This is a genomic window from Streptomyces sp. NPDC046881 (assembly GCF_040645015.1).
In the GTDB taxonomy this organism is placed as follows: domain Bacteria; phylum Actinomycetota; class Actinomycetes; order Streptomycetales; family Streptomycetaceae; genus Streptomyces.
Genome location: NZ_JBEYXJ010000097.1, coordinates 1 through 25,389, shown reverse-complemented (window position 1 = coordinate 25,389; position 25,389 = coordinate 1). Strand labels below are relative to the sequence as shown.

The 25,389-nt window shown below is 75.0% G+C and carries 17 protein-coding genes, 2 tRNA genes and 1 riboswitch; of the genes, 10 read left to right on the top strand and 9 right to left on the bottom strand.

The features are described from left to right. Positions 1-33 precede the first annotated feature (33 nt). Positions 34-1,989 (top strand): sigma-70 family RNA polymerase sigma factor, encoded by a 1,956-nt coding sequence (locus ABZ923_RS32395; RefSeq protein WP_361478904.1) that lies wholly within the window; start codon positions 34-36, stop codon positions 1,987-1,989. Here the strand turns inward: ABZ923_RS32395 and ABZ923_RS32390 are convergent. Further along, positions 1,976-5,302, bottom strand: a complete 3,327-nt coding sequence (locus tag ABZ923_RS32390; protein ID WP_361478902.1) for a BTAD domain-containing putative transcriptional regulator — start codon at positions 5,300-5,302, stop codon at positions 1,976-1,978. The genes ABZ923_RS32395 and ABZ923_RS32390 overlap by 14 nt on opposite strands. 276 nt (positions 5,303-5,578) lie before the next feature. Further along, positions 5,579-7,654: an asparagine synthase-related protein gene (locus tag ABZ923_RS32385; RefSeq protein WP_361478899.1), complete on the bottom strand. Its 2,076-nt coding sequence runs from the start codon at positions 7,652-7,654 to the stop codon at positions 5,579-5,581. Between the two features lie 724 nt (positions 7,655-8,378). Here ABZ923_RS32385 and ABZ923_RS32380 point away from each other — a divergent pair. The 4 genes from ABZ923_RS32380 (at position 8,379) to ABZ923_RS32365 (ending at position 13,419) form a co-directional block, all read left to right on the top strand. Beyond that, the gene (locus ABZ923_RS32380; protein WP_361478896.1) at positions 8,379-9,803 is read left to right on the top strand and encodes an MFS transporter; all 1,425 of its coding nucleotides are present in this window, start codon (positions 8,379-8,381) and stop codon (positions 9,801-9,803) included. 181 nt (positions 9,804-9,984) lie between these two features. Next, positions 9,985-11,205 carry an L-2-hydroxyglutarate oxidase gene (gene lhgO / locus ABZ923_RS32375; protein WP_361478893.1) on the top strand — a complete coding sequence of 407 codons (1,221 nt, stop codon included), beginning with the start codon at positions 9,985-9,987 and terminating at the stop codon, positions 11,203-11,205. A gap of 39 nt (positions 11,206-11,244) precedes the next feature. Continuing rightward, positions 11,245-12,081, top strand: a complete 837-nt coding sequence (trmB, locus tag ABZ923_RS32370) for a tRNA (guanosine(46)-N7)-methyltransferase TrmB (RefSeq protein ID WP_361478890.1) — start codon at positions 11,245-11,247, stop codon at positions 12,079-12,081. Positions 12,082-12,123: 42 nt separating this feature from the next. Next, a complete protein-coding gene (locus ABZ923_RS32365) occupies positions 12,124-13,419 on the top strand; it encodes a PrsW family intramembrane metalloprotease (RefSeq protein ID WP_361478887.1) in 1,296 nt (431 codons plus the stop codon). Positions 13,420-14,105: 686 nt separating this feature from the next. Here ABZ923_RS32365 and ABZ923_RS32360 read toward each other — a convergent pair. From ABZ923_RS32360 to ABZ923_RS32350, 3 genes are all read right to left on the bottom strand, one after another. Beyond that, positions 14,106-15,050 (bottom strand): aldo/keto reductase, encoded by a 945-nt coding sequence (locus tag ABZ923_RS32360; RefSeq protein ID WP_361478884.1) that lies wholly within the window; start codon positions 15,048-15,050, stop codon positions 14,106-14,108. 85 nt (positions 15,051-15,135) lie between these two features. Then, positions 15,136-16,170 (bottom strand): M23 family metallopeptidase, encoded by a 1,035-nt coding sequence (locus ABZ923_RS32355; protein WP_361478882.1) that lies wholly within the window; start codon positions 16,168-16,170, stop codon positions 15,136-15,138. 7 nt (positions 16,171-16,177) lie between these two features. After that, positions 16,178-16,346, bottom strand: a riboswitch (cyclic di-AMP (ydaO/yuaA leader). Positions 16,347-16,591: 245 nt separating this feature from the next. Beyond that, positions 16,592-17,773, bottom strand: a complete 1,182-nt coding sequence (locus tag ABZ923_RS32350; protein ID WP_361478879.1) for a PP2C family protein-serine/threonine phosphatase — start codon at positions 17,771-17,773, stop codon at positions 16,592-16,594. A gap of 124 nt (positions 17,774-17,897) precedes the next feature. Here ABZ923_RS32350 and ABZ923_RS32345 point away from each other — a divergent pair. Beyond that, positions 17,898-17,971 (top strand) — tRNA-Met (locus ABZ923_RS32345). Positions 17,972-18,066: 95 nt separating this feature from the next. Here the strand turns inward: ABZ923_RS32345 and ABZ923_RS32340 are convergent. Continuing rightward, positions 18,067-19,197: a dihydrofolate reductase family protein gene (locus ABZ923_RS32340; RefSeq protein ID WP_361478876.1), complete on the bottom strand. Its 1,131-nt coding sequence runs from the start codon at positions 19,195-19,197 to the stop codon at positions 18,067-18,069. 95 nt (positions 19,198-19,292) lie between these two features. Here ABZ923_RS32340 and ABZ923_RS32335 point away from each other — a divergent pair, with 95 nt between their 5' ends. Together ABZ923_RS32335 and ribA are read left to right on the top strand one after the other, a co-directional pair. Further along, positions 19,293-19,805, top strand: coding sequence for a MarR family transcriptional regulator (locus tag ABZ923_RS32335; RefSeq protein WP_361478873.1), 513 nt, complete (start codon positions 19,293-19,295; stop codon positions 19,803-19,805). A 121-nt stretch (positions 19,806-19,926) separates the two neighbouring features. Further along, a complete protein-coding gene (gene ribA / locus ABZ923_RS32330; RefSeq protein WP_361478870.1) occupies positions 19,927-20,553 on the top strand; it encodes a GTP cyclohydrolase II in 627 nt (208 codons plus the stop codon). Between the two features lie 1,020 nt (positions 20,554-21,573). On the opposite strand, the gene ABZ923_RS32325 is transcribed toward ribA, so the two are convergent. Further along, on the bottom strand, positions 21,574-23,010 hold the full coding sequence (locus ABZ923_RS32325) for a DHA2 family efflux MFS transporter permease subunit (RefSeq protein WP_361478867.1): 1,437 nt from the start codon (positions 23,008-23,010) through the stop codon (positions 21,574-21,576). Between the two features lie 14 nt (positions 23,011-23,024). Continuing rightward, positions 23,025-23,579 carry an NAD(P)H-dependent oxidoreductase gene (locus tag ABZ923_RS32320; RefSeq protein WP_361478864.1) on the bottom strand — a complete coding sequence of 185 codons (555 nt, stop codon included), beginning with the start codon at positions 23,577-23,579 and terminating at the stop codon, positions 23,025-23,027. 231 nt (positions 23,580-23,810) lie between these two features. Between ABZ923_RS32320 and ABZ923_RS32315 the strand changes: the two genes are divergently transcribed. Together ABZ923_RS32315 and ABZ923_RS32310 are read left to right on the top strand one after the other, a co-directional pair. Then, entirely contained in the window at positions 23,811-24,497 is a 687-nt protein-coding gene (locus ABZ923_RS32315) for a TetR/AcrR family transcriptional regulator (RefSeq protein WP_361478861.1), read from the top strand. Between the two features lie 83 nt (positions 24,498-24,580). After that, the gene (locus ABZ923_RS32310) at positions 24,581-25,180 is read left to right on the top strand and encodes a TetR family transcriptional regulator (protein ID WP_361478858.1); all 600 of its coding nucleotides are present in this window, start codon (positions 24,581-24,583) and stop codon (positions 25,178-25,180) included. 15 nt (positions 25,181-25,195) lie between these two features. Here the strand turns inward: ABZ923_RS32310 and ABZ923_RS32305 are convergent. Further along, a tRNA-Lys gene (locus ABZ923_RS32305) sits at positions 25,196-25,268 on the bottom strand. Positions 25,269-25,389 lie beyond the last annotated feature (121 nt).

Sequence of the window (25,389 nt, the reverse complement as noted above, 5' to 3'; positions counted from 1 at the left end):
GTTGGGCTGGGCCGGTGTCGGGGGCTGTCGGGATTGGGCGTTGACGGGTGGGGCGGGTCGCGCGGTGACGAGGGGGACGCGGAGACCCTGGGTCCGGCCTCACCCCACGTACCGAAGCAGGGCGGGCGTCCGGCTTCCTCAGGTGGGTCCGACGGGTCTGACGGGTCCGGTGGGACGAGCGTGCCGGCGCAGCGCGGGCGGAGCGTGCTGCCGCCGCCCCGGGAGGTGCCGCCCGCCGACGGCGAGCTGATCGAGCGGATGCGGGCCGGCGACGACTCCGCCTACGAGGAGCTGTACCGGCGGCACGCCGACGCAGTACGGCGGTACGCGCGCACCTGCTGCCGGGACGGGCACACCGCCGACGACCTCACGGCCGAGGTCTTCGCCCGGATGCTGCAGGCGGTGCGCGGCGGCGCCGGTCCCGAGCACGCCGTACGGGCCTATCTGCTGACCTCCGTGCGGCGCGTCGCCGCGCACTGGACCAGGTCCGCCCGGCGCGAGCAGCTCGTCGACGACTTCGCCCTCTTCGCCCAGCGGACCGCCCGGGCCCCGGCGGCGTCCGGGGACGACACCGTCGGTCTCGGCGCCGACGTCCGCGCCCTGCACGAGGCCGAGCAGTCCCTGGCCATGCGGGCCTTCCGCTCGCTGCCCGAACGCTGGCAGGCCGTGCTGTGGCACACCGAGGTGGAGGACGAGTCCCCGAGCGAGGTGGCCGTCCTGTTCGGGCTGGACGCCAACGGCACCCGCGTGCTCGCCAGCCGCGCGCGCGAGGGCCTGAGGCAGGCCTACCTCCAGGCCCATGTCAGCGCCACCCTCGCCGGTGACCAGGAGTGCGCCCGCTACGCCGACCAACTGGGCACCTACGCCCGCCGCAAGCTGCGCATCCGGGCCGAGCGGGGCCTGCGCAAGCACCTGGCGGAGTGCGCGCGGTGCCGGCTGGCGGCGGCCCAGATCGAGGAGGTCGCGAGCGGCATCCCCGGTGTCGTACCGGTCGCGGTCATCGGCTGGTTCGGGGCCGCCGGGTACGCCAAGGCGCTCGGGATCGTGGCCGGCAGCGCCGGCGCCGGGGCGGCGGGGGCCGCCGCGGCCACCGGTTCGTCCGGCGGCGCGTCCGGTGCGGGCGGGGCCGCGGTCTCCGAGGGGCTGGGCGCGCCGGTGAAGGCCGGCATCGCGGCCGGTGTGGTCGCGGTGGCCGCCACCGCGGTCGCGCTGGCCCTGGTGAACGACAGCCGTCCGGCGACGGAGGCCGCCCAGCCGGCACCGTCCACGCCGGTCGTCCAACCGCCCGCCGTACAGCCGCCCGCCGTACGGCCGCCGGTCGTACGGCCCGAGGCGCCCGCGTCCGCCTCGCCGGTCCACCAGGCCGCACCCCGGCCCTCGCGCGGACCCCAGCCGGTGACCGTCGCCCCGGAGCCGGCCCCGACGCCCCCACCGGCCCCGGCCCCGACGCCCCCACCGGCCCCGGCCCCCACGCCCACGCCGACCCCCACCCCGACCCCGAAGCCTGAGCCCACGCCGACGCCCACCCCCACGCCCACGCCGACTCCGCCGCCCGCCGTCTACGAGCTGAGCGAGCTGCGCTTCGACGCCACCGGCGACGGCACCCGGCCCGAGATCGTCCTGGCCGGGAGCAGCTGGGTGTGGCAGCGGTACGGCCTGTCGATCGGCGGCGAGCGGTACGCGCGCGGGGTCACCGTGCACGGCCGGTCCTCCGTCACCATCGCCCTCAACCGGCCGTGCACCGCCTACGACGCACTGGTCGGCGTGGACGACATGACGCTCGGCCTCGGCAGGGTCTCCTTCTCCGTCTACGCCGACGGGGTCCGGCTGTGGCGGTCGGGCACGGTCAGGGGCCGCGACCGGGCCGTCCCCGTCCATGTGGACCTCACCGGGCGCAGCACCGTACGGCTCGTGGTGGAACCGCACGGCAACGCCGTCGGCGATGCGGTGCCGGCGGACTGGGCCGAGTCCCGGTTCACCTGCCGGTAGCCGGGCCCCGGCCCTGCCCGACGGCCGCGGTCGCGGCGCCCAGTTCCCGCAGGACGTCCACCACGCCGAGGGACGCGCCCCGGGCGCACTCGGCGGCGTAGTGCTCGGCCGTCAGGGCCGTGCGGGCACCGGCCCGCACCCGGGCGGCCTCGGTGCGCTCCGGCTCGGGCCGGCTGAGTCCGTCGCGCCAGTGGTCCGCGGCGGCGAACAGCCGGAGCGCGCCCGGCAGATCGCCGAGCCGGGCCAGCAGACCGGCCGCCGCGTCCACCAGACCGGCCGTGATCGACTCGGCGCACCGGTCGGCCACGGCCTGCCGCAGGGCGTCCGCCAGGACCGGCACCCCGTGCGCCGGGCCCGCCTCCTCGGCCGTGAGCAGCGCCTCGACCATCCGCTGGGCCGCCATGAACTGCGGGGGCGGGGTGCCGCCGTCCCCCACCACCGCGCGGACCGCCTCGTACAGCTCGCGGGCGTGCGCCGGCTGCCCGTCGTGCAGGGCGATGTGGGCGCGCAGCAGCAGCACGAAGGCCCGCGCCTCCGGCACCGCGTACCGGTCGGCGGCCGTGCCCGCCTCGGTCAGGGCGGCCAGTGCCGTCTCCCGGTCGCCGGAGCGGTAGGAGATCTCGGCGAGCCGGGCGAGCAGGAACGGCGCCTCGGCGTACGCGCCCACCTCGTAGGCGAGCCGCAGCGCCTCCTCGTACTCGCCACGGGCCTCGTCGTACCTGCCGCGCGCCATGGCCGCCTCGCCGGCCGCGCTGCACACCTGGGCACGCATCCAGCGGTCGCCGACGCGCCGGCTGAGCGTCCGCAGCTCGGCCAGGTCCTCGTCCACGCCGTGCAGGTTGCCCGGTGAGTCGACGGTCACGTGGGCGCGGTACATCAGGGCGACCGCGGTCTCCCAGTCGCCGCCGTGTCTGCGGGCGTTGTCGACGGACGTCGTCAAGTGCGGGCGTATGTCGGCCGGGCCGCCCAGGTAGTAGGCGGTCAGCGGCCAGACGATGCCCGGCAGCCGGGCAGCCGGGGGACCACCGCGCTCGTAGTACGCCCGCACCCGCGCGAGGTACTCCCGGGCGCGCTCGTCGGCGGCGAGGTTCTCCGCGCCCGTCTCGGAGGTCAGGAACAGGTCGAGCATGCGCAGGTCCATCCGCAGCTCGTGCAGCGGGTGCCCGGCCTCGCCGTCGGGGGCGGCGAGGAAGGCGCCGACCGGATCGGCGGACTCCGCCCGTGCCATCGCCTCGCCGGCCGGCGCGCCCGCGGGCAGGGCGTCCAGGGCGACGCCCAGGCGGAGCACCAGCCGCACCCAGGCGACCGCCTCCTGGCGGTGGTTGCGCAGCCACCAGAACCAGCCGATGGCCAGGACGATGGCGCCCGCCTCCGCCTCCTCGCCCGCGCGCACCGCGCGGTCCAGGGCCGCGCGGACGTTGTCCAGCTCGGTCTCCAGGCGGGAGAACCAGGGCAGCTGGGCGCCCGACCGCAGCTGCGGCTCGGCCTCCTCCATCAGCGCCCGCACCCACGCGCGGTGGCGCCGCTCGGCCGCCGCGCGCAGTCCGGGGACCTCGGCCGCGCGCTCGATGGCGTACTCGTGGATGGTCTCCAGCATGCGATAGCGCATACCGGTGCCGGAGCCGGTGCCGTCCGGGTCGTGCGGGGCGGCGACCACGAGGGACTTGTCGACCAGCGCGCCGATCAGGTCCGCCACCGGGCCGGTGCACACGGCCTCGGCCGCCCCGAGGTCCCAGCCGCCGGCGAACACCGACACCTCGCGCAGGACCGTCCGCTCCCGCTCGTCCAGCAGCTCCCAGGACCAGTCGACGACCGCGCGCAGGGTCTGCTGGCGGGGCAGGACCGTGCGGCTTCCGGAGGTGAGCAGGCGGAAGCGGTCGTCCAGGCGGTCGGCGATCTGCCGCGGGGTCAGCAGCCTGAGCCGGGCCGCGGCCAGCTCGATGGCCAGCGGCAGCCCGTCCAGGCGGCGGCAGATCTCCGCCACGGCCTCGGTGTCGGCGAGCACCGCGTCGGCGTCGGGACGGACGGCCTTCGCGCGCTCGGCGAAGAGGCGGTGCGCCTGCTCCGGGGTGAGGGGCTCGACCGGGCGCACCGACTCACCGGGGACGCCCAGGGGTTCACGGCTGGTCGCGAGGATCGTGAGCCCGGGGCAGTGGGTGAGGAGGGTCTCGGCGAGGGCGGCTGCCGCGCCGATGACGTGCTCGCAGTTGTCAAGGATCAGGAGTTGGCTGCGCGGGGCGCAGTACTCGACCAGCAGGGCCGTGGGGTCGGCCTGCGGGGTCGCCAGGTCGCCCGTCAGCAGCACGGTCTCGCGCAGACCGAGCGCGCTGACCACCGCGCCGGGCACCGCCTCCGGGTGGTCGAGCGGGGCCAGCTCGACCAGCCAGGCCGAGGGGAGCGTGGCGGCGGCCTCCTCGGCGAGACGGGTCTTCCCCGAGCCGCCCGGTCCGGTGAGGGTGACCAGGCGGGCCCTGTGCACTTCCGAACGAATGGCCTCGAGTTCCGGTTCCCGTCCGACGAAGGACGTCAGGCGGGGCCGGAGGTTCCCGGTGCGCTCGGGGGGCCGGGCGGGGGTCCTGGGCCGGGGACGGGGCTCGGTGACCGGCGGGACCGGGTGGTCCTGCTTCAGCAACGACGCGTGCAGGTCCCGGAGTTCCGGGCCGGGGTCGGTGCCGAGGGTGTCGGCGAGGGTGCGGCGGGCGGACTCGTAGGCGGCGAGGGCGTCGGCCGTGCGGCCCGTGTCGCGCAGGGCGCGGATGAGGAGGACGTGCAGCGGCTCGTCGTACGGGTGCGCGGCGGTCAGTTCGCGCAGCTCCGGTATGACCTCCCGGGCGCGGCCCAGGGCGAGCGCGGCGGCGGCGCGGGCGCGGGTCGCCTCCAGGCGCAGGGCGTCGGGGCGGGTGGCGGCGGTGCGGTCGGGGAGGTCGGCGAGGGCCGGGCCGTACCAGAGGGCGAGGGCCTCGGTGAGCGTGCGGTGGGCGGTGGCCGGGTCGCCGGCGGCGAGGGCCTGGGTGCCGGTGCGGGTGAGGCGGGCGAAGACGTGGAGGTCGACGTCGTCCTCGGTCGCTTCGAGGCGGTAGCCGCCCGGGGTGGAGGCGATGGCGTGTCTGCCCAGGGTGCGGCGGAGACGGCCGACGAGGGCCTGGAGGGCGGCGGGGGCGTCCTGGGGCGGGTCGTCCGCCCAGATCTCGTCGATGAGGGTGCCGGGGGTGGCGGTGCGGCCGGGGCGGAGGGCGAGGGCGGCGAGGAGCGTGCGCAGGCGTTGCCCGCCGATGGGCAGGGGGGTGCCCTGGTCGTCCGCTGCTTGGGTCACGCCCAGGATTCTGTACCGCACCTGGTCATTGTGGCGGGGGGCCGGAAGCGGGGCACGGGGTTTCCGCGGTGGGGCGCGCCTCCGCGGTGCCGTGCGCTGGGGCGGGCCGGGTGGTTCCGCTCGCGGGGTTCACCACGCGGCCGACGGCACTGCGGCTCCCCAGGGGCGCGGGGAACGGCGCGACCAGCCCGCACACCAGGGCCGCGGGGAACGACGCGACCAGCCCCCCACGCCCGCGGACGCAGGACAGGCTCAGCCCCCCGGCACCGGCGCCCCTCACGCCCCCGGCGTCAACGCGCTTCTCCTCGGCTGGATCCCCGAAGGGACCGCGCGGGAGCGGGTGGGCGTGCCGGTCCAGCACGTACCCCGGCGGGAGAGGAGGCGGCGCAGCCAGAGTTCGAGGGAGATGAGGTCGGCCAGGCCGTCCAGGGGGAGCGGCTCGCCGGCCGCGGCGGAGCGCACGGCCTTGCGGACGACGCGGGCCTCCACCAGGCCGGCGTCGGCGAGCAGGGGCGTGGCGAAGAGGTCCAGGAGGGGTTCGGCCGCGGCCCGCAGCCCCGCGCGCGCGGCCGCCGCCGTGGAGGCGTGGGAGGGGGCGCCCCAGCCAGCCGGGAGGTCGGCGACGCCGGCGCCCTCCAGGACCGTACGCAGGATCGCGGCGCGGGCGCCGGGCTGGACGCGCAGGGCTTCGGGGAGGTCGCGGCAGGCGCGGACGACCTGGTTGTCGAGGAACGGCGCGTGCAGGCGCTGGGAACGGATCTCCGTGGCCTGTTCCAGCACGCGCAGGTCGGCGGCGTGCCGGGCGAGTGCCGCACGCGCGCGGTAGTCGCCGGGGCGCAGCGCACCGGTGCCGGAGCGGTCGGCCTCCGCCTGGAGCAGAACCGATACTTCAGCCAGCGCCTCACCCGTCAGCCACCGGGCGGCGGGCCCGGGTCTCGCCCAGGCCAGCGCGGCGAGGGACGCGCCGACCGCCCCCTTGGGTTCGTCGAAGCGGCGCCGCATCAGCCGCTCGGCCAGCACCTCAAGGCCCGCCCGGTAGGGGGTGCGGGCCAGCCGCCGGGCCGCGCCGTACACGCGCGCGGGGACCAGGACCGAGCCGTCGGCGCGGGCGAGCGCGGCGACCGGCCGGACCAGGTGGCGCCGCCGGCGGTCGACCAGGAGGTCGGCGAGGCGGGCGGGGTGGGCGTCCAGCACCTGGCGGGCGCCGTGGCCGGTGAAGTGGTCGGCGCTGCCGGCGGCGAGCCGCGCGCGGTGCCGGGCCGCCACGACCAGGGAGGGGCCGGGTTCGTCGGTCAGGGGGCCGTCGAGGTCGGCGTACGGCAGGGTCTCCTCGCCGCCGGTGACCACCACGTGGTGCAGCCGGGGATTGGCGGCCAGCGCCCCGGCGCGTTCGAGTTCGGCCTCGCGGCCGGTCACGGCCAGATCGTTGAACGTGACGGCGAGGAGGCGTTCGCCCGCGCCGGTGCCGTGGCCGAGGAGCGTGCCGGGTCTGCCGGGCAGCCCGGCGGCCAGCAGCGCGAGGGTGCCGGAGGCGGGCCCGCCGGACAGGTCGGCGCCGATGCCGGGGACCGGCATCCCGCGCGCGGCTCGCCGCTCGGCCGGCCCCATGCCGGGCACCGGCCCGGGGTCCAGGTCCGGGACGTGCCGGGGTGCCGCCAGCCGGGTGCGGACCGCCTCCACGAGGGCGTCCCGTACGGCGTCCACGGCGCGGTCGGGGTCGGCCGGGGGCGCGGCGACGGCGAGGGAGGCGACCGGCTCGTACCCGGCGATCTCGCGTGCCCCCGCGCGCAGCACCAGCGCATGCCCCGGCGGAATCCGCCGTACGCCGTCGTACGGGGTGGTGTCGCGCAGCGCGGCCGGGACGTCCGGGGCGGCCAGCAGGGCGGCGAGGTGGGTGAAGTCGAGATTGGCCTCGACGAGGTCGGCCAGGGGCAGCGCGGCGGTGGCGTAGGCCGTGCCGCCGGCCCACGGGGTGTAGAACACCGGCCGGGCGCCCGCGAGATCGCCGCAGACGGTGATGCGGCGGCCGGCCTGGACGACGGCGGTGTAGCTGCCGGGCCAGGTGGTCAGGTGGCGCAGCGCGCCCCCGCGCGCGGTGAACAGGCCGCGCCGCAGCTCCTCGTCGGTGGCGCCGCAGATGCCGAGGACGGCGATGCGGTGCTGGGCGTCGGCGTGCACCACGCGCACCTCGTCCGGGCGCCAGTCGCCGACGGCCCACAGCGGATCGGGGTCGCCCCACAGGAGTTGGGAGCCGACCGGATGCACGGTCTCGCCGTCGTAGCCGACGGCACCCGCGGAGCCGATCCCGGCGGCGCCCGCGGCGGTGCTGCTCCACCCCACCAACCACCGCATCGACGCCTCCACAGGCTGTGGACAACCAGTGCACCGTACGAACCGGTTCCCCATGCTGCCATGAAGGGCGCGTCGGAGAGGGGCGGCGGCACCGCCTTCGATCGAGGGAAGTTCCCCGGGCGGGCCAGGGAAGTTGAGGGTCGGACGACCCGTGCGGAAGGGTCCGGTCCGGACGCGGGCCGAGTGGTACGGCGCGAATGCGCCCCCAATGCGCTCCCCCAAACCGCCCTTAGCGCCGCCAAGTTGCATGGTCGGAGCGGCAATTCATCGCACCGGAGCGGGGTCGGTTTTCGGCCAAATAACGGGAGCGACCCCGGAGATGAGCACGCTCCGTACAGGCCTGCGGAGCGCGCGGACGCTCGGACGCGCGCACGGTCCGGGAGGCGGGCATCGCCTCCCGGACCGGTCCGCCACCCGCGGGGATGAAGGTGGCGGTGTCCCCCAGCCCACTGGATCCAGTACAGCGGGCCGACCCACGCAGAAGCCATGGAACCGCTCCCCCGGTGGCCGGAGAAGAGCGCACGGACGGGCGCACGGCCACACGCGCGGGGGCACGCGGCGACAGCCCGTGCACGGTGCGTAGGGGGCCGCTCCCGGGTACCGACCACAATCCCGCCAACCGGAACAATGCCCCTTAACGCTTGGGATGCGGCGAACTACGCTGGGTTTACGAATGCCGCGTGGTTATGCCAGTACGGCAGCCGTCTGTGTCGAGGGGTGGCGCATGTCCAGGGAGCAACGCGGGCCGAACGAGAAACTCGGCGCCGTTCTCGCCCTCGCGGGAATCAGCAACGCGGGTCTCGCGCGTCGCGTCAACGACCTCGGCGCCCAGCGCGGGTTGACGCTTCGCTACGACAAGACGTCGGTGGCGCGCTGGGTGTCGAAGGGCATGGTGCCGCAGGGTGCGGCGCCGCACCTCATCGCCGCCGCCATCGGCCAGAAGCTGGGCCGGCCGGTGCCGCTGCACGAGATCGGTCTGGCCGACGCGGATCCCGCGCCCGAAGTCGGCCTCGCCTTCCCGCGGGACGTGGGGCAGGCGGTCAAGTCGGCGACCGAGCTGTACCGCCTCGACCTCGCCGGCCGCCGCGCCGGCTCCGGCGGCATCTGGCAGTCCCTCGCCGGGTCGTTCGCAGTGAGCGCATACGCAACGCCCGCCTCACGATGGCTGATAACCCCCGCCGACAGCTCGGTCGCGCGGGAGGCGGGGCCCACGGAGGGCTCGGGCGCACCGATCAAAGTCGGCCACAGCGACGTGCAGAAGCTGCGGGAGGCCGCCGAGGACGCCCGGCGGTGGGACTCCAAGTACGGCGGCGGGGACTGGCGTTCGTCGATGGTGCCGGAGTGCCTGCGGGTGGAGGCGGCACCGCTGCTGCTCGGCTCCTACTCCGACGAGGTCGGCCGCGCCCTGTTCGGCGCCTCGGCGGAACTCACCCGGCTCGCCGGGTGGATGGCCTTCGACACCGGGCAGCAGGAGGCCGCGCAGCGGTACTACATCCAGGCGCTCCGCCTCGCGCGCGCGGCGGCGGACGTCCCGCTGGGGGGGTACGTGCTGGCCTCGATGTCGCTCCAGGCGACGTACCGGGGCTTCGGGGACGAGGGCGTGGACCTCGCGCAGGCCGCGCTGGAGCGCAACCGGGGGCTGGCGACCGCCCGCACCATGAGCTTCTTCCGGCTGGTCGAGGCGCGGGCCCACGCGCGTGCGGGCGACGCACAGGCGGCGGGCACGGCGCTGAAGGCGGCCGAGAGCTGGCTGGAGCGGTCCCGTCCCGGCGACAACGATCCCTCGTGGCTCGGTTTCTACGGGTACGACCGGTTCGCCGCGGATGCCGCGGAGTGCTACCGGGACCTGAAGGCGCCCCGGCAGGTCCGGCGGTTCACCGAGCAGGCCCTGTCGAAGCCGACGGAGGAGTTCGTGCGGTCGCACGGGCTGCGGCTGGTCGTGTCCGCGGTGGCCGAGCTGGAGTCCGGCAACCTCGACGCGGCGTGCGAGCAGGGGGTGCGGGCGGTGGAGGTGGCCGGGCGGATCTCCTCGGCGCGCACCACCGAGTACGTGAAGGACCTGCTGCACCGGCTGGAGCCCTACGGGGACGAGCCGCGGGTGGTGGAGCTGCGGGAGCGGGCACGGCCGCTGCTGATGGCTCCGGCGTAGGGCTGCGCCGCTCCGGCGCGTGCCGGGCCGATGCGACCGGGCGACCGCGGGTGGTCCGTGGATCGTCGCGCCCACGCGGTGGAGCCCGCATGTCGATACGGCCCCGCGCCCCTGAGCGGTCCTGCCGTACCCCGGTGTTTGAAGGCACTGTCAGTGGCGCAGTGCACTATCGGAGGCGGAGGTGGTGCAGGTGCGGGCCGGGGCGTACGACTGTGATGTGCTCGTGATCGGTGGGGGCATCGTCGGGCTGTCGACGGCGTATGCGATCACGCGGGCCGCGCCGGGGACGCGGGTGACCGTGCTGGAGAAGGAGCCCGGCCCGGCCCGGCACCAGACGGGCCGCAACAGCGGGGTCATCCACAGCGGGATCTACTACCGCCCGGGCTCCCTGAAGGCGCGGTACGCGGTGCGGGGCGCCGCCGAGATGGTGAAGTTCTGCGCCGAGTACGGCATCGCGCACGCCGTCACCGGCAAGCTGATCGTCGCCACCGAGCGCGAGGAGCTGCCCCGGCTGCACGCGCTCGTGCAGCGGGGCCGGGAGAACGGCATCCCGGTGCGGGAGCTGGGGCCGGCCCAGATCGCCGAGTACGAGCCGGAGGTGCAGGGCCTCGCCGCCATACACGTCGGTACGACCGGGGTGTGCGACTTCGTGGGCGTCGCCCGGCAGCTGGCGCGGGCCTCCGGGGCGGAGATCCGGTACGGCGCGAAGGCCGTGCGGGTGGACCGGCGCCCGGAGCGGGGCGTGGCCGTGCTCACCGCGAGCGGGGACGTCGTACGCGCGCGCGTGCTGGTGAACTGCGCCGGGCTGTACTGCGACGAGGTGGCCCGGCTGACCGGCGACGACCCGGAGGTGCGGATCGTGCCGTTCCGCGGGGAGTACTACGAGCTGGCGCGGCCGGAGCTGGTGCGGGGGCTGGTGTATCCGGTGCCGGACCCGGCGTTCCCGTTCCTCGGGGTGCACCTGACGCGCGGGATCGACGGCGGCGTGCACATCGGCCCGAACGCGGTGCCGGCGCTGGCCCGGGAGGGGTACGACTGGGGGGTCGTACGCCCCCGGGAGCTGGCCGGGACGGTGGCGTGGCCGGGATCGTGGGCGATCGCCCGGCGGCACTGGCGGTACGGCGCGGGTGAGCTACACCGCTCGGTGTCCAAGGGCGCGTTCCTGGAGGCCGTGCGCAGACTGCTGCCCGCGGCGGAGGCCGGGGATCTGGTGCGGGCCCCGGCCGGGGTGCGGGCACAGGCGGTGCTGCGGGACGGAACGCTGGTCGACGACTTCCTGATCCGGGAGGGGGCACGCGCGGTGCACGTGCTCAACGCCCCGTCCCCGGCGGCGACGGCGTCCCTGCCGATCGGGCGGGAGATCGGGCGCCGGGTGCTGGAGATGCTCGCGGCGGCCGGCTGAGCGGGCACCCGCGCGGGGCGCCGTAAAATCGGTCGTACTGTGTCTGACTCCGTGAACACCCCCGACGCCCCGCTCTCGGCACCCCACGCCCCCGGTGCCCCCGTCCGGCACACCCGGGCCAAGGGCGAGCCGCGCTTTCCCGACGGGCCCAAGGCGGATCCCGCCGGATCGCACTTCGAGCGGCGGATCCGCAGCTTCCAGCCGCGGCGGAGCCGGGTGACGGCCGGGCAGGCCGACGCGCTGCAGCGGCTGTGGCCCACGTGGGGTCTGGACATCGACGGGCAGCGGGTGATCGACCTCGGCGAGTTGTTCGAGAACGACCACCCGGTGGTCCTGGAGATCGGCTTCGGGATGGGCGAGGCCACCGCGCAGATGGCCGCGGGCGACCCGGACACCAACATCCTGGCCGTCGACGTGCACACCCCGGGCCAGGGGAACCTGCTGAACCTCGCCGAGCGCAACGGCCTGTCGAACGTCCGGGTGGGCAACGGCGACGCGATCATCCTGCTCCGGGAGATGCTCCGTCCGGACGCGCTGGACGGACTGCGCGTCTACTTCCCCGACCCGTGGCCCAAGAAGCGGCACCACAAGCGGCGGCTCATCCAGCCCGAGTTCCTGTCGCTGGCCGCGACCCGGCTGCGGCCCGGCGCGATCGTGCACTGCGCGACCGACTGGGAGCCGTACGCCGAGCAGATGCTGGACGTGCTCACCGCGCACCCCGGCTTCGAGAACACCCAGCCGGACGGCGGCTTCGCGCCGCGCCCCGACTTCCGGCCGCTGACCCGTTTCGAGGGACAGGGACTGGACAAGGGACATGTGGTGAGAGACCTGCTGTTCCGGCGTGTCCCGCACAGCGCCACCGAGCAGGACCGCTGATCCGCTCCAGCCCCTCGCCCCGCCACCGTTAGGGTCGATGCCGTGGCCACCAGTCCTCCGTTTCCGACGTATCCGCCGCGCCCCGGCGACGGTGTGCTCCGCCACCCGCACTGGTGGCAACGCAGGTGGGTGCGGTACGGAGCACTGAGTTCCGTGCTGGCCCTGTCCGGCCTGGTCATCCTCGCGCTGGTGCGGAGGCAGACCGGCACGGAGGGCTTCGTCGTCGGGCTCGGCCTGGCCGTGCTGCCCGTGCCCTGGCTGATAGCCGCCTTCCGCTGGCTGGACCGGGTGCAGCCCGGCCCCTGGCGGAACCTGGTGTTCTCCTTCGCCTGGGGAGCCTGTGCGGCGGCGCTGATAGCCATCCTGGCCAACAGCTTCGCGACGAAGTGGATTGCCACCTCCACCGCGGACCCGGCCGGCGCCGACACGCTCGGCGCCACGGTGATAGCCCCGATCGTGGAGGAGTCCGCGAAGGCCGCCGCCGTGCTGCTGGTCTTCCTCTTCCGCCGGCGCGACTTCACCGGCATCGTGGACGGGGTGGTGATCGCGGGGGTCACCGCCACCGGTTTCGCGTTCACCGAGAACATCCTCTACCTCGGTACGGCCTTCGGTACCGACCAGCTCACCGGCGACCGCGGCATCGCCTCCGTCACCGCCGCCACCTTCTTCGTGCGCGTCGTGATGTCCCCGTTCGCGCACCCCCTGTTCACCGTCCTCACCGGTATCGGCTTCGGCATCGCCGCCCTGTCGGCCGAGCGGCAGCATCTGCGGCGGATCCTGCTGCCGGTCTGCGGCCTGCTGCTCGCGATGGGCATGCACGCCTTCTGGAACGGCTCCTCCACCTTCGGCGAGTACGGCTTCTTCGCCGTCTACGGCGCCTTCATGGTGCCCGCGTTCGCGCTGCTGACCTGGCTGGCGATCTGGACCCGGCAGCGGGAGCTGCGCACGGTGCGGGCGGAGCTGCCGGCGTATGTGCTGGCCGGGTGGCTGGGGCCGGCCGAGCCGTTCGCGCTCGGCTCGATGCGGGCGCGGCGGATGGCCCGGGACTACGCCCGGCACCACCACGGGCGCCCGGCGGCGCGGGAGGTCGCCCGGTACGAGGCGTACGCCACCTCGCTGGCCTTCCTGCGGCACCGGGGCCGGGCGGGGAAGGCCGGGGCCGACTTCGTCGTGCGGGAGCGGGAGCTGCTGGACGAGCTGTGGAAGCGCAGGCACGTGGCCCGGCCGGCCCTGGAGTACGCGAGCCGGGCCTCCGTACCGGCGCCGACGCACTGGCAGCCGGCGCCCTACGGGTATCCGGCGATGCCGTACGCCGCGTACAACCCGTACCGGACGTAGCCCCGGGGCCGACGGGGCACGGCACGCCGGCCCGGGCCACCGCAAAGCCAAGGACCGTCGAGAGCACGGCACCGCCAGACCGGGCCGTCCGGGTGCGAAGGGCCGACACGGCCGTGGCACCGCCGGACCGAGCCGTCCCGGTGCGAAGGGCCGACACGGGCGCGGCACCGCCAGACCGGGCCGCCGCAAACCCAAGGACCGACGCCGGCGTGGCCCCGGCAGACCCGGCCGCCCCGGTGCGAAGGACCGACACGGCCGCGGCACCACCAGACCGGGCCGCCGCAAACCCAAGGACCGACGCCGGCGTGGCCCCGGCAGACCGGGCCGCCCCGGTGCGAAGGACCGACACGGCCGCGGCACCACCAGACCGGGCCGCCGCAAACCCAAAAGCCGACGAGGGCGCAGCACCGCCAGACCCGGCCGCCGCCCCGGTGCGAAGGGCCGACACGGGCGCGGCACCGCCAGACCGGGCCGCCGCAAACCCAAAAGCCGACGAGGGCGCGGCACCACCGGATCGGGCGGTCCCGGTGCGAAGGGCCAGCGCCTCTCTTTCGGATCAGGGCCGCGCCAAACAGCTCAGGCCCGCGCCGAGCGGCCGCACTGCTGGCCGGCCCGGGCGGGGCCCCGGTGTCGCGGATGGTGGGCCTGCCGGGCCCCCGCGACATCGGGAGGATCCGGAGGGGCCCCTAGGCGGACGCCTCCGTCAGGTGGGCCACCTCGGTGTCCGTGAGGGTCAGCTCGGCCACGCCCAGCAGCGCCGGCAGCTGTTCCACCGTCCGGGCCGAGGCGATCGGGGCGGTGATCGTCGGCTGGGCGGCGAGCCAGGCCAGGGCGACGGTGGCCACCGGGGCCTCGTGCGCGGCGGCGACCTCGTCCAGGGCCGCGAGGACCTTCTGGCCGCGCTCGGTGCCGGCGTACTTCTCGGCGCCGCCGGCGCGGGCGCTGTCGACGGTCGTGCCGGGCCGGTACTTGCCGGTGAGGAAGCCCGAGGCGAGGGAGAAGTACGGGACGGCGGCCAGCCCCTCGCGGGCGGCGAGGTCCTGCAGCGGGCCCTCGTAGGTGTCCCGGGAGACCAGGTTGTAGTGCGGCTGGAGGGCGACGTAGCGGGCGAGGCCCTCGCGGTCGGAGAACTCCAGGGAGGCCCGCAGGCGCTCGGGGGTGATGTTGGACGCGGCGATCTGCCGGACCTTGCCGGCCTTCACCAGCTCGTCCAGCGCGCCGATGATCTCCTCGACCGGCACCTCGGGCTTGTCGAAGTGGGTGTAGTAGAGGTCGATGTAGTCGGTGTCCAGGCGGCGCAGGGAGGCGTCGGCCGCGGCCTTGATGTTGGCGGCGGACAGCCCCTGGTACTCCGGGTGCTGGCTGACCTTGGTGGCGATGACGACGTCGGAGCGGTTGCCGCGGGCCCTGACCCACTTGCCGATGATCGTCTCCGACTCGCCGCCCTGGTTGCCCTCGACCCAGGCGGAGTAGGCGTCGGCGGTGTCGATGAAGTTGCCGCCGGCCGCCGTGTAGGCGTCGAGGACGGCGAAGGAGGCCTGTTCGTCCGCGGTCCAGCCGAAGACGTTGCCGCCCAGGGCGAGCGGGAAGACCTCGAGATCGGAAGAGCCCAGTTTACGAAGTGACGTCATACGACAGCTCAACGCCGGTGACGGATGATCGCATTCCGCCACCGGCGTCGATTTCCCGCGAAGTGCCCCGCGCGGGGCGGGGACGTCAGGGGGTGAGGCCCTTGCCGCGCAGCCACGCCATGGGGTCGATCCCGGTGGCCTGGCCGCCGGGGTGGACCTCCAGGTGCAGGTGCGGGCCGGTGACGTTGCCGGTGGCGCCGACGCGGCCGATGACCTCGCCAGTGGAGACCTTCTGGCCGGCCTTGACGTTGATCGAGGACTGGTGGCAGAACCACAGCTCGGTGCCGTCGTCCAGGGTGAGGATCGTGCGGTAGCCGTAGGAGCCGGCCCAGCCCGCCTCGGTGATCGTGCCGCTGTGCACGGCCTTGATCAGGGTGCCGGTGGGGGCGGCGAAGTCCAGACCCGTGTGGTAGCCGGAGGACCACATCGAACCGGCCTGGCCGAACGTCGAGGTGATCGTGTACGAGGAGGTCGGCAGCGTGTACTGCTTGGCCAGCCGGGCCAGCCGCGCCTCCTCGGCCTTCTTCTCGGCGGCGGCCTCCGCCTTCTCCTTGGCCGCGGCGGCCTTGGCGGCGGCTTCCTTCTCGGCCTGGGCGGCGGCGTCGGCGGCCTTCTTCTCGGCGGCGGCGAGCGCGACGGCGGTGGCCTTGCTGTCGGCCTGGCCCTGCTGCTGCTCGGCCTGGGCCATGATCCGGTTGCGCAGGGCCTCGCCCGCGTCGGTGCCGTCCTCGGCGTCCGCGGTGGCCACGCCGACGCTGCTGAGCGTGGTGGTGGCCTCGGCGGCCGGGGCGTCGCCGGAGCCGTCCTCGAAGAGGGAGCCGACGGAGGGCAGGTCCGGAAGGGAGATGGAGACCGGCGGCTTGCCGGTGTTGGCGCTGGCCATGCCGCCCGCGCCGACCGCGGCCATGACGCCGACGCCGAGGACGGTGGAGCTGCGCGCGAAGCCGCCGCGCTGCTTGGCGACGCGGTGCCGGCCACGGACCGGGGCGACGGATTCCTCGGTCGGGTTCCACTCCTCCCAGGTGCCCTCCTCGGCGCGGTAGGAGCCGTAACCGAAGGTGTCGGTCTCGCGCTGAGCCGGTATGAAGGGGGCTTCTGGGGCAGGCCGGTTGGACGCCACGCGGGCGTACTCCTTTCCTTCCTCCGCCTACCGGGTTAGCTGACGGGTTCGGAGCAGGAAGGTCTCCTACGCGCGTATACCGGTCGTGGACTCGATGAGTTCACGACGGCATCCGCGTGATTCACCCCAAGGTGGTGGTTCCCCGGTTCCCTTGCGGGATTCGGCGCGTGCGCACGGAGCCGCCTCTGGTGACGGCTGGGACGACCGCGCTGCGTTATCGAACGTTAATAGACTTGCCAGTCACTTTCCAAGCCGTTCGGCTTGATCGTTAACGTTTTCACCGGCGGAGTTATCGCCCGCTACCCCGCCAAAACGGGCGAGTTGGCCGGACCTCGGAAGAGTTCAGCAGTCACTTCAGGTTTTGATGGTGACTCAGATGTTATGCGGAGGGCGCTCGTCCGGTCACCTTGGGTGACGAACGTCAGGGCCGTCGTACGGCGAGCAGCGCCATGTCGTCGGTCATGTCACCGCCGCAGTGCCGGCGCACCTCCGCGGCGAGCCGGCCGAGCAGCGCGGCCGGGCCGGGGAAGGTGCGCCCGGCGAGCCGCCGCTCGGGGTCGTAGAACCGGCCGTGGGCGTCCCGGGCCTCCGAGAGGCCGTCGGTGTGGAAGAGCAGGGTGGCGCCGCTCGGGAAGCAGGCCTCGGTGGCCCGGTCCCGCCACAGGCCCAGGTCGCCCATGCCCAGCGGGAGCGCGGGCTCGGCGGCGGCCAGGGTGCGCAGGGTGCCGTCGGCGTGCAGCAGCAGCGGCGGCGGGTGGCCGCGGTTGACGATCCGTACGAGCCCCTCGCCGTGCGGGAGTTCGGCGAGGACCGCGGTGGTGAACCCCTCGAGCGCGTCGATGCCGTCGCGGCGGGTGCCCTCGCGGGCCAGCGCCCGCTCCAGCCGCTCGGCCACCTGCTCCAGCGTGGCCTCCTGCTCGGCCGCCTCCCGGAACGCGCCGATCACCACGGCGACGGCGGCCACCGCGCCCATGCCCTTGCCGCGCACGTCCCCGACGACCAGCCGGACGCCGTGCGGGCTGTCCTGCACCGCGTACAGGTCGCCGCCGATGAACGCGTCCTGCCGCGCCGCCTCGTAGCGGGCGGCGATCTCGAAGCCGCCGATCCGTGCGGCGGGCTCGGGCAGGACGGCCCGCTGGGCGGCCTCGGCGATCTCGCGGGCGGAGGCGAGCTGCCGGTCCCCGCGCCGGACCACCCGGTTGATGGCGGCGGCCAGCAGGGCGACCGTGGCCACGGTGACCACGTCGGTGACGGTGCCCACGGTCGGGTGGGCACCGGCGTCGGTGTGCACGGCGTAGGCGGCGGCGAGGGACGCGAGGCCGGTGAGCACGGTGGTGCGCAGCGCGGAGAGGGGGGCGGCGGCCAGCGGGGCGGCGGTGAAGAAGGGGACCGGGGTGAAGGCCTCCGGGGTGAGCAGGCCGTACAGGACCCCGCAGCCGACGAGGAGCACGGGCAGCGCGCGGGCCAGGCCGCGCGGCCCCGGGCGGCGGCGGACCCGCACCGGCGCGGGCTCGGCGCCCGGCCCGGGGTCGGGCACGGGATCGCCGGGAAGCCGGCCGCCCGCCCTGACGTACGGGCTCTCCTCCACCTTTCCAGGGCGCACCGCGTGTCTCCCACATGTCCGACGTACCTCCAGGTTTCCGGGCCCCGGGACACCGGGCGACCCCTGTGGACCGAAAGGGGTGTGCGAGCGGTCCCGCGCATGGCGTACACTGGAGTCACAACGACGCGGGGTGGAGCAGCTCGGTAGCTCGCTGGGCTCATAACCCAGAGGTCGCAGGTTCAAATCCTGTCCCCGCTACTGAAGACTCAGGGCCCGGAATCCACTGGATTCCGGGCCCTGAGTGTTTCCGGCACACCCGGCTGCCGTGCCGTTCACGGCAGCCGGGCCGGCGCTCACAGCAGGTGGGCGTTCGGCGCCTTGGCGAGGTCCTCCAGCTCGGGCAGCACGACCACCTGCGCACCTCCGGCGACGAGGACCCCGGTCCCGTCGGCCGCGTGGACGAACGTGTCGGGTTCACGCCACGCGGTGACGACCCTGCGCACCCCCGCCCGCAGGATCAGCTCCGCGCAGGGCGCCGGCCGGGACGCCCGGCGGGCGCACGGCTCCAGACTGCTGTACACCGTCGCGGCGGCCACCCGCGGATCGGCCGGATCGATCTTGGCGAGCGCCGCCTCCTCCGCGTGCACCACCGGATCGGTCCCCTCCCGCGAGAACCCGCGCGCCAGCTCCGTCCCGTCGGCGGCCACCACCACCGCCCCGACGCTGAACGCCGTCTGCGAGGGCGGGCACTGCGCGGCCAGCTCGCAGGCGGTGCGCAGCCAGTGGCGGTCCGCGGCGGTGGGCAGCGGGCCGGTACCGGGGGCCGTCGGCACGTACCGCATGAGCACGACGTCCTCGATCCGGCGGGTGTCGAGCAGGCGGAGGCGTCCCGGCTGGTAGGCCCCCGGGCCGAAGAGGCGGGGCGCCGCGGGATCGCCGACGAACAGCGGGGCGAGGACCAGTTGGAGCTCGTCGCCGAGTCCCTGCTGGAGGAGCTGGGTGTGGACCGTGCCGCCGCCCTCGACCATCAGGCGTCCGACCCCGCGCACGTCGTGCAGGTGCTCCAGCAGGGCCCGCCAGTCCAGGGCGGGGCCGAGCGGGACGACGTCGGCGGTGGGTCCGAGGAGGCGGGCGGCCCGTTCGGCGCCGCGGTCGGTGGTGTAGACGAGCTTCTCGCCGCCGGTGTGCCAGAAGTGGGCGGCCGGGTCGAGGTCGCCGGTGGCGGTGACGGTGACCTTCAGCGGGTACTCCGGCTCGCCCGCCGCCGTGCGGGCCGCGCGCCGCTCGGCCGAGTTCACCAGCAGACGGGGATTGTCGGCGCGGATCGTGCCGGCGCCGACGAGGATGGCGTCGACGGAGGCCCGTACCGCGTCGACCCGGTCGAAGTCGGCCGGGCTGGACAGCAGGAGCCGCTCGGGGCCGGTGTCGTCCAGGTAGCCGTCGAGGGAGACGGCGGCGGACAGCAGCACGTACGGCAGGGGCATCGGCGCGCTCTCTTTTCCGGAGGCGGGGGGCTGACAGGGCTTGTCGGGCGGCTGTACGACTTGGTTCAAGTTTGAAACAAACCTACACTGGCGGCATGACGACCCGCTGGCTCACCCCGGAGGAACAGCGCGCCTGGCGCGCCTACATCGCCGCCTCCCGCCTCCTGGAGGACGCGATCGACCGGCAGCTCCAGCAGGAGGGCGGCATGCCGCACCTGTTCTACACGGTGCTGGCCAACCTCTCCGAGGCCCCCGACCGGCGGCTGCGCATGACCGACCTGGCCGAGACGCTGAAGATCACCCGCAGCCGGCTGACGTACGTGGTGACCCGGCTGGAGCGGGACGGCCTGGTGCGCCGGGAGAACTGCCGCTGGGACAAGCGCGGCTCGCTCGCGGTGCTGACGGACGAGGGGATGGCCGTACTGGAGCGTACGGCACCCGGGCACGTCGAAGCGGTGCGTACCGCGCTGTTCGACCGGCTCACGCCGGAGCAGGTGGGGCAGCTGGAGGAGATCTGTACGGGGGTCGCGCGCGGGCTGCAGGGCGAGGGCGCCGAGTCCGGTGCGGGGGACGTCCCGTGGCGGCGCCGTTCGTCCTGTTCACCGTAGCGGGCCGGGTAGCCGCCCGGGTCCGGCTGAGCTGCGGCCTCAATTGCTTTAACTTTTAAGCAGCGATAGGGTCCCTGCGAAGCACTGCTTCAAATCTGAAGCAAACCTCGGAGGTACCCGCATGCCCGACATCCCCGCCGCCACCCCGCGCGCCCGCGTCCGGGTACCGCTGCGCTTCGCCGACGGCTACGGCGCCGACGCGGAAGTCGTCACCTTCCACGGCCTCACCGACGGCCGGGAGCACCTCGCCCTCGTCCTCGGCGACCCCGGCCCGGTCCCGCTGGTGCGGCTGCACTCCGAGTGCCTGACCGGTGACGTCTTCGGTTCGGCCCGCTGCGACTGCGGTCCGCAGCTGCGCGAGGCCGTCGAGCGCATCGCGACCCGCGGCGGCGTACTGCTCTACCTCCGGCAGGAGGGCCGCGGCATCGGCCTCTACAACAAGCTCGACGCGTACGCCCTCCAGGACCAGGGGCTCGACACCTACGAGGCGAACGCCGCCCTCGGCCTGCCGGAGGACGCCCGCGACTACACGGCCGCCGCGCAGATGCTCACCGCCCTCGGCGTCACCGAGCTGGACCTGCTGTCCAACAACCCCGACAAGGCCGGGCAGCTGCGCTCCCTGGGCCTCGCGGTCCGTGACCGGGTGCCGACCGGCGTCTTCCCCACCGCCCACAACGTCCGCTACCTCCGCGCGAAGGTCCTCCAGACCCAGCACACCCTGCCCCTGGCGGAACTGACGGCGCGCTAGCCGACGGGGACCGCGCGTCGCCGGCGGGCTGGGGGTCACCCCCGACGGGGGCCGCGTGCAGCCCGCTGACGGCGAGCCGAGCGATCGACTCCAGCGGCGGGCCGGGGCGGCGCCCCTGACCGCTGACCAAGGCAGCGACGCTGACGGCGGATCCGAACAACCCCGACGGCGAGCCGGGATCCGGCCCCCACAGGGAGCTGAGGGATCCCCCCAGACCGCGAGCCGAAGGCCGGCCCCGGTGACGAGCCGGGCGGCCCCAACCGCGGACCGGGGCAGCGGCCCCGACGGTGGCCCCGAGGACAAACTTCGGTGGCGAGCCGGGATCCACCCCCCGACAGGGAGCCGGAGGATCCCCCAGACCACGAGCCGGAAGCCGGCCCCGGCGGCGAACCAGGGCAGCGGCCCCGACGGCGGACCAGAGCGGCGGCCCCAAGGACAACCCCGGCGGTGAACCGGGATCCCCCCACAGGGAGCCGAGGGATCACCCCAGACCACGAGCCGGAAGCCGGCCGCGGCGGCGAACCAGGGCGGCGGCCCCGACGGCGGTCCCAAGGACGACCCCGGCGGACCAGAGCGGCGGCCCCAAGGACAACCCCGGCGGTGAACCGGGATCCACCCCCCACAGGGAGCCGAGGGATCACCCCAGACCACGAGCCGGAAGCCGGCCGCGGCGGCGGATCAGGGCGGCGGCCCCGACGGCGGTCCCAAGGACGACCCCGGCAGCGAACCGGGATCCACCCCCCACAGGGAGCCGAGGGATCACCCCAGACCACGAGCCGGAAGCCGGCCCCGGCGGCGGATCAGGGCGGCGGCCCCGACGGCGGTCCCAAGGACGACCCCGGCAGCGAACCGGGATCCACCCCCGACAGGGAGCCGAGGGATCACCCCAGACCACGAGCCGAAGGCCGGCTCCGGTGACGAGCCGGGCGGCCACGACGGCGGACCGGGGCAGCGGCCCCAACCGCGGACCAGGGCAGCCGCCCCGGTGGCGGTGGATTCCAGGGCGCTCCCCGCTGTGAGTCAGTGTTCGGTCTCGCGGTGAGCCGGGAGGTGGAGGGCCGGGAGGGTGGCGAGGGCCAGGAGGGTGGCCGCGACCGTGTAGGTGAGGCGGAAGCCGGACGGGGTCTGGCCCGCCGCGCCCAGCAGCACCGACAGCAGGGCCGTGCCGACCGACGCGGCCAGCTGGGAGTTGATGCTGAGCGCGGTGCTCGCGCCGGCCAGCCGGTCCGGGGACAGCCCCCGGGTCGCGGTGGTCATCGTCGGCATCAGCGTCATCCCGGCCCCCATCCCCATCACCATGCCCGCGGCGACGATCCGCCAGGGCGCGACCCCGGCCGTCCCGGTCTGCCAGGCCAGCAGGGCCATGCCGAGCGCGGCCACCGCGCAGCCGGCCGCGACCAGCCGGCGCGGGACGGTCTTGTCGATCCGCCGGGCGGCGACCTGCATCGTCGCTCCGACCATGAGCCCGACCGGCGCCCCGAGCAGCCCGGCCGCCGCCGCGGTCTCCCCCCGCTCCTGCTGCCAGTACAGCGGACCCAGCAGCATCGAGCCGAAGTAGCCGCAGGTGAACAGGGCGAGCGTGCCGATACCGGCGGCGAAGGTGCGGTCCCGCAGCAGCCGCAGGTCCAGCAGCGGGGCGCGGACGGTGAGCGCCCGCCGTACGAAGGTCGCCGCCAGCGCGGTCCCGGCGAGGGTCGGCAGCAACGTGCCGGGGGTCGTGAAGTCACCTTGTTCGCCGCCGCGGGCGAGGCCGTACAGGAGCAGGGCCAGGCCGGGCGAGAGCATCAGCAGGCCGGGGACGTCCAGCCGGGGCGGCTCCTGGCCCCGGGCGTCCGGGGCGTCCCCCGGCAGCAGGCGGGCCGCGAGGACCAGGGCCAGGGCGCCGACCGGCAGGTTGATCAGGAAGATCCAGTGCCAGGACGCGGAGTCCACCAGCCAGCCGCCGAGCACGGGGCCGGCGACCGGGCCGACGAGGATCGGCAGCCCCAGCAGGCCCATCGCCCGGCCGAGCCGGGCCCGGTCCGCGACCCGCATGCCCATCGCCATGCCGACCGGCTGCAACAGCCCGCCGCCCAGCCCCTGCACCGCACGGAAGGCGATCAGACTGCCCGCGTCCCAGGCGCAGGCGGCGAGCAGCGAGCCCAGGGTGAACAGCACCAGCGCCGTCACGTACGTCCGCTTCGCGCCGATCCGGGCCATCGCCCAGCCGGCCGTCGGAATGACCGCGGCCAGCGCCAGCGTGTACGCCGTCGCGGTCCACTGCATGGTCTGCAAGGGCGCCCCGAACGACTCCGAGAGCCGCCGCATCGCGACGTTCACGATCGTCATGTCGAGCACGGCCATCACCGTGCCGAGGACCACGACGGTGACGACCCGGTAGAGGGCGGTGGGCGGGGCGGGCGCCGGGGCGGAGGCCGAAGCGGAGGCCACGCCCGGCGTGGAGGCGGAGGCGGTCATCGGGTGCCGTCCCCTCAGCCCGCGTAGGGACGCTCGGCGCGGGCCGTGCGCAGGGCCCGGGCCCACCAGGTGAGCTGGCCGAGCATGCCCTTGGCGGCCCCGGTGCACACCTCGGCGTCGCGCGGGACGCCCTCCTCGCCGAGCCCGGACCAGGGGCCGTGCAGGCTGACCGAGTCGCGCACCGTCACGGCGTGCAGCTCGGCGAAGACCAGCCGGAGCTGCTCGACCGCGCGCAGCCCGCCGCCGAGACCGCCGTACGACACGAAGCCGACCGGCTTGGCCTGCCATTCGCGCAGGTGCCAGTCGATGAGGTTCTTCAGTACCGCCGGGAAGCTGTGGTTGTACTCGGGCGTGACGACCACGAACGCGTCGGCGGCGGCGAGCCGCGGCGAGACCTCCCGCAGCGCGGCGACGGCCTCGGGGCCCGGCGTGCCGCCCCAGCCGGGCAGCACCAGCGGCAGGTCGACCTCGGCGAGGTCGACGACGTCCAGTTCGAGGCCGGGGTCGAGGGCGGCGGCGGTGGTCAGGAACCACTCGGTGACGGCCGGCCCCAGGCGTCCCTCGCGCACGCTGCCGACGATGACGGCGACCCGGAGCGGACGGTCCTCGGCGGCACGGGCGCCGGAAGCGGAATCGGAAACGGAAGCGGAAACGGACACAGCTGTCCCCCTGGGAGTGAAGTCGGTGCCGGGCGACCGCTCGTGGCGACCGCCCCGGACAGCAAAGTACAACGAGCGTTGTAGAAATTACAACGGGCGTTGTAAGTCGGTTAGAGTGGTCAGGTCACGAAGGAGGCGAGCGTGGGCCAGACGAACGAGTCCCGCCTGGAGCAGGCGCAGCGCGAGGTGTCACCGCGCAAGCTGCAGAAGCAGATGGCTCTCGCGAGCGCGGCCTGCACGGTCTTCGGCCGCGAGGGCTACGCCCGCGCCTCGGTCGACGCGCTCGCCGCCGCCGCCGGCGTCTCCACCCGCACGCTCTACAACCACTTCCCCGGCGGCAAGGCGCAGCTATTCCAGACGGTCGTGACCTGGACGTCGAGCGACGTCCGGGACGCCCAACTCGCGCGCCTGCACGCCGTGCTGGACCCGGAGCGCCCGCCGCACCCCGACGACCTCGAACGGGACCTGGTCTCCCTGGCCCGCGGCTTCCACGGGCTCATGGCCGACTACGCCAACCACTTCGCCCTGGTCCGGCACATCCACGCGGAGGCCGACCACGTACCGCCCGAGGTGCTCAAGGCCTGGCACGAGGCCGGCCCGGAACCGGTCGGCCGCGCCCTCACCGAGGCGATGGCCCACCTGGAGGACGCCGGCCTGCTGGACCTGCACGGCGACGCGGCCCTGGCGGCGAGCCACTTCACCGCCCTGATCTCGCACCGGATCGTCCAGGCCACCCACTACGGCGTCTTCCCCCTGCCGGAACCGGAGACGGACCGCCTGCTCAGGGGCGGGGTGAGCGCCTTCCTGCGGGCGTACCGGGCGCCCTAGCCCGCGCCCCCCGCACACCACTGCGCACGCAGTACTCTGCCCGGAGTGATGTCCGAATCCCAGCGCACCCGGAGCCGAGACCCATGGTGAGACGCAACGACCAGCGGCGCGCGGCACTCGTCGACGCGGCGATCGAGGTGCTGGCCCGGGAGGGCGCGCGGGGGCTGACCTTCCGGGCGGTGGACGCCGAGGCCGCCGTACCCACCGGCACCGCGTCCAACTACTTCGGCAGCCGCGACGACCTGCTCACCCAGGCCGGCGCCCGCGTCTACGAGCGGCTCCAGCCCGACGAGACGACCCTCGAACGGCACCGGACCGCCGACCGGGACCGGGACACCTACGCGCAGCTGATGCGTGAACTCGTCGGCCGCGTCGCCTCCTTCCGCACCGGCTACCTCGCCCTGCTGGAACTCCGCCTGGAAGCCACCCGCCGGCCGGAACTGCGCGCCGTCCTCACCGAACGCGTCCGCGCCGACCTCGCCGCCAACCTCGCCTACCACGAGTCCAGCGGCCTGCCCGGCGACGCCACGGCCGTCAAACTCCTCTACCTGGCCCTGAACTGGCTCATCGTCGAACAGCTCACCCTGCCCGAGGTGCTCACCGGACCGGAACGGGACGCCCTGGTGACGGCGGCGGTGGAGCGGATCGTGAAAGCGGACGACCCCAGGTCGAGCAAGCGCTGACCTGGGGCCTTTCGGTAGGCCGTGTGGGACTCGAACCCACAACCAAGGGATTAAAAGTCCCCTGCTCTGCCAATTGAGCTAACGGCCCGTGCGATGGTGCCGGTCCGAGCATAGCCGGATGCGGCCGTGGGGGCGCGCGGGCGGGGTGCACCCGGAGCGCCCCGGGCGGGGGGGGGGGGTGGTGCCCGGCGGGGGGGGGGGGGGGGGGG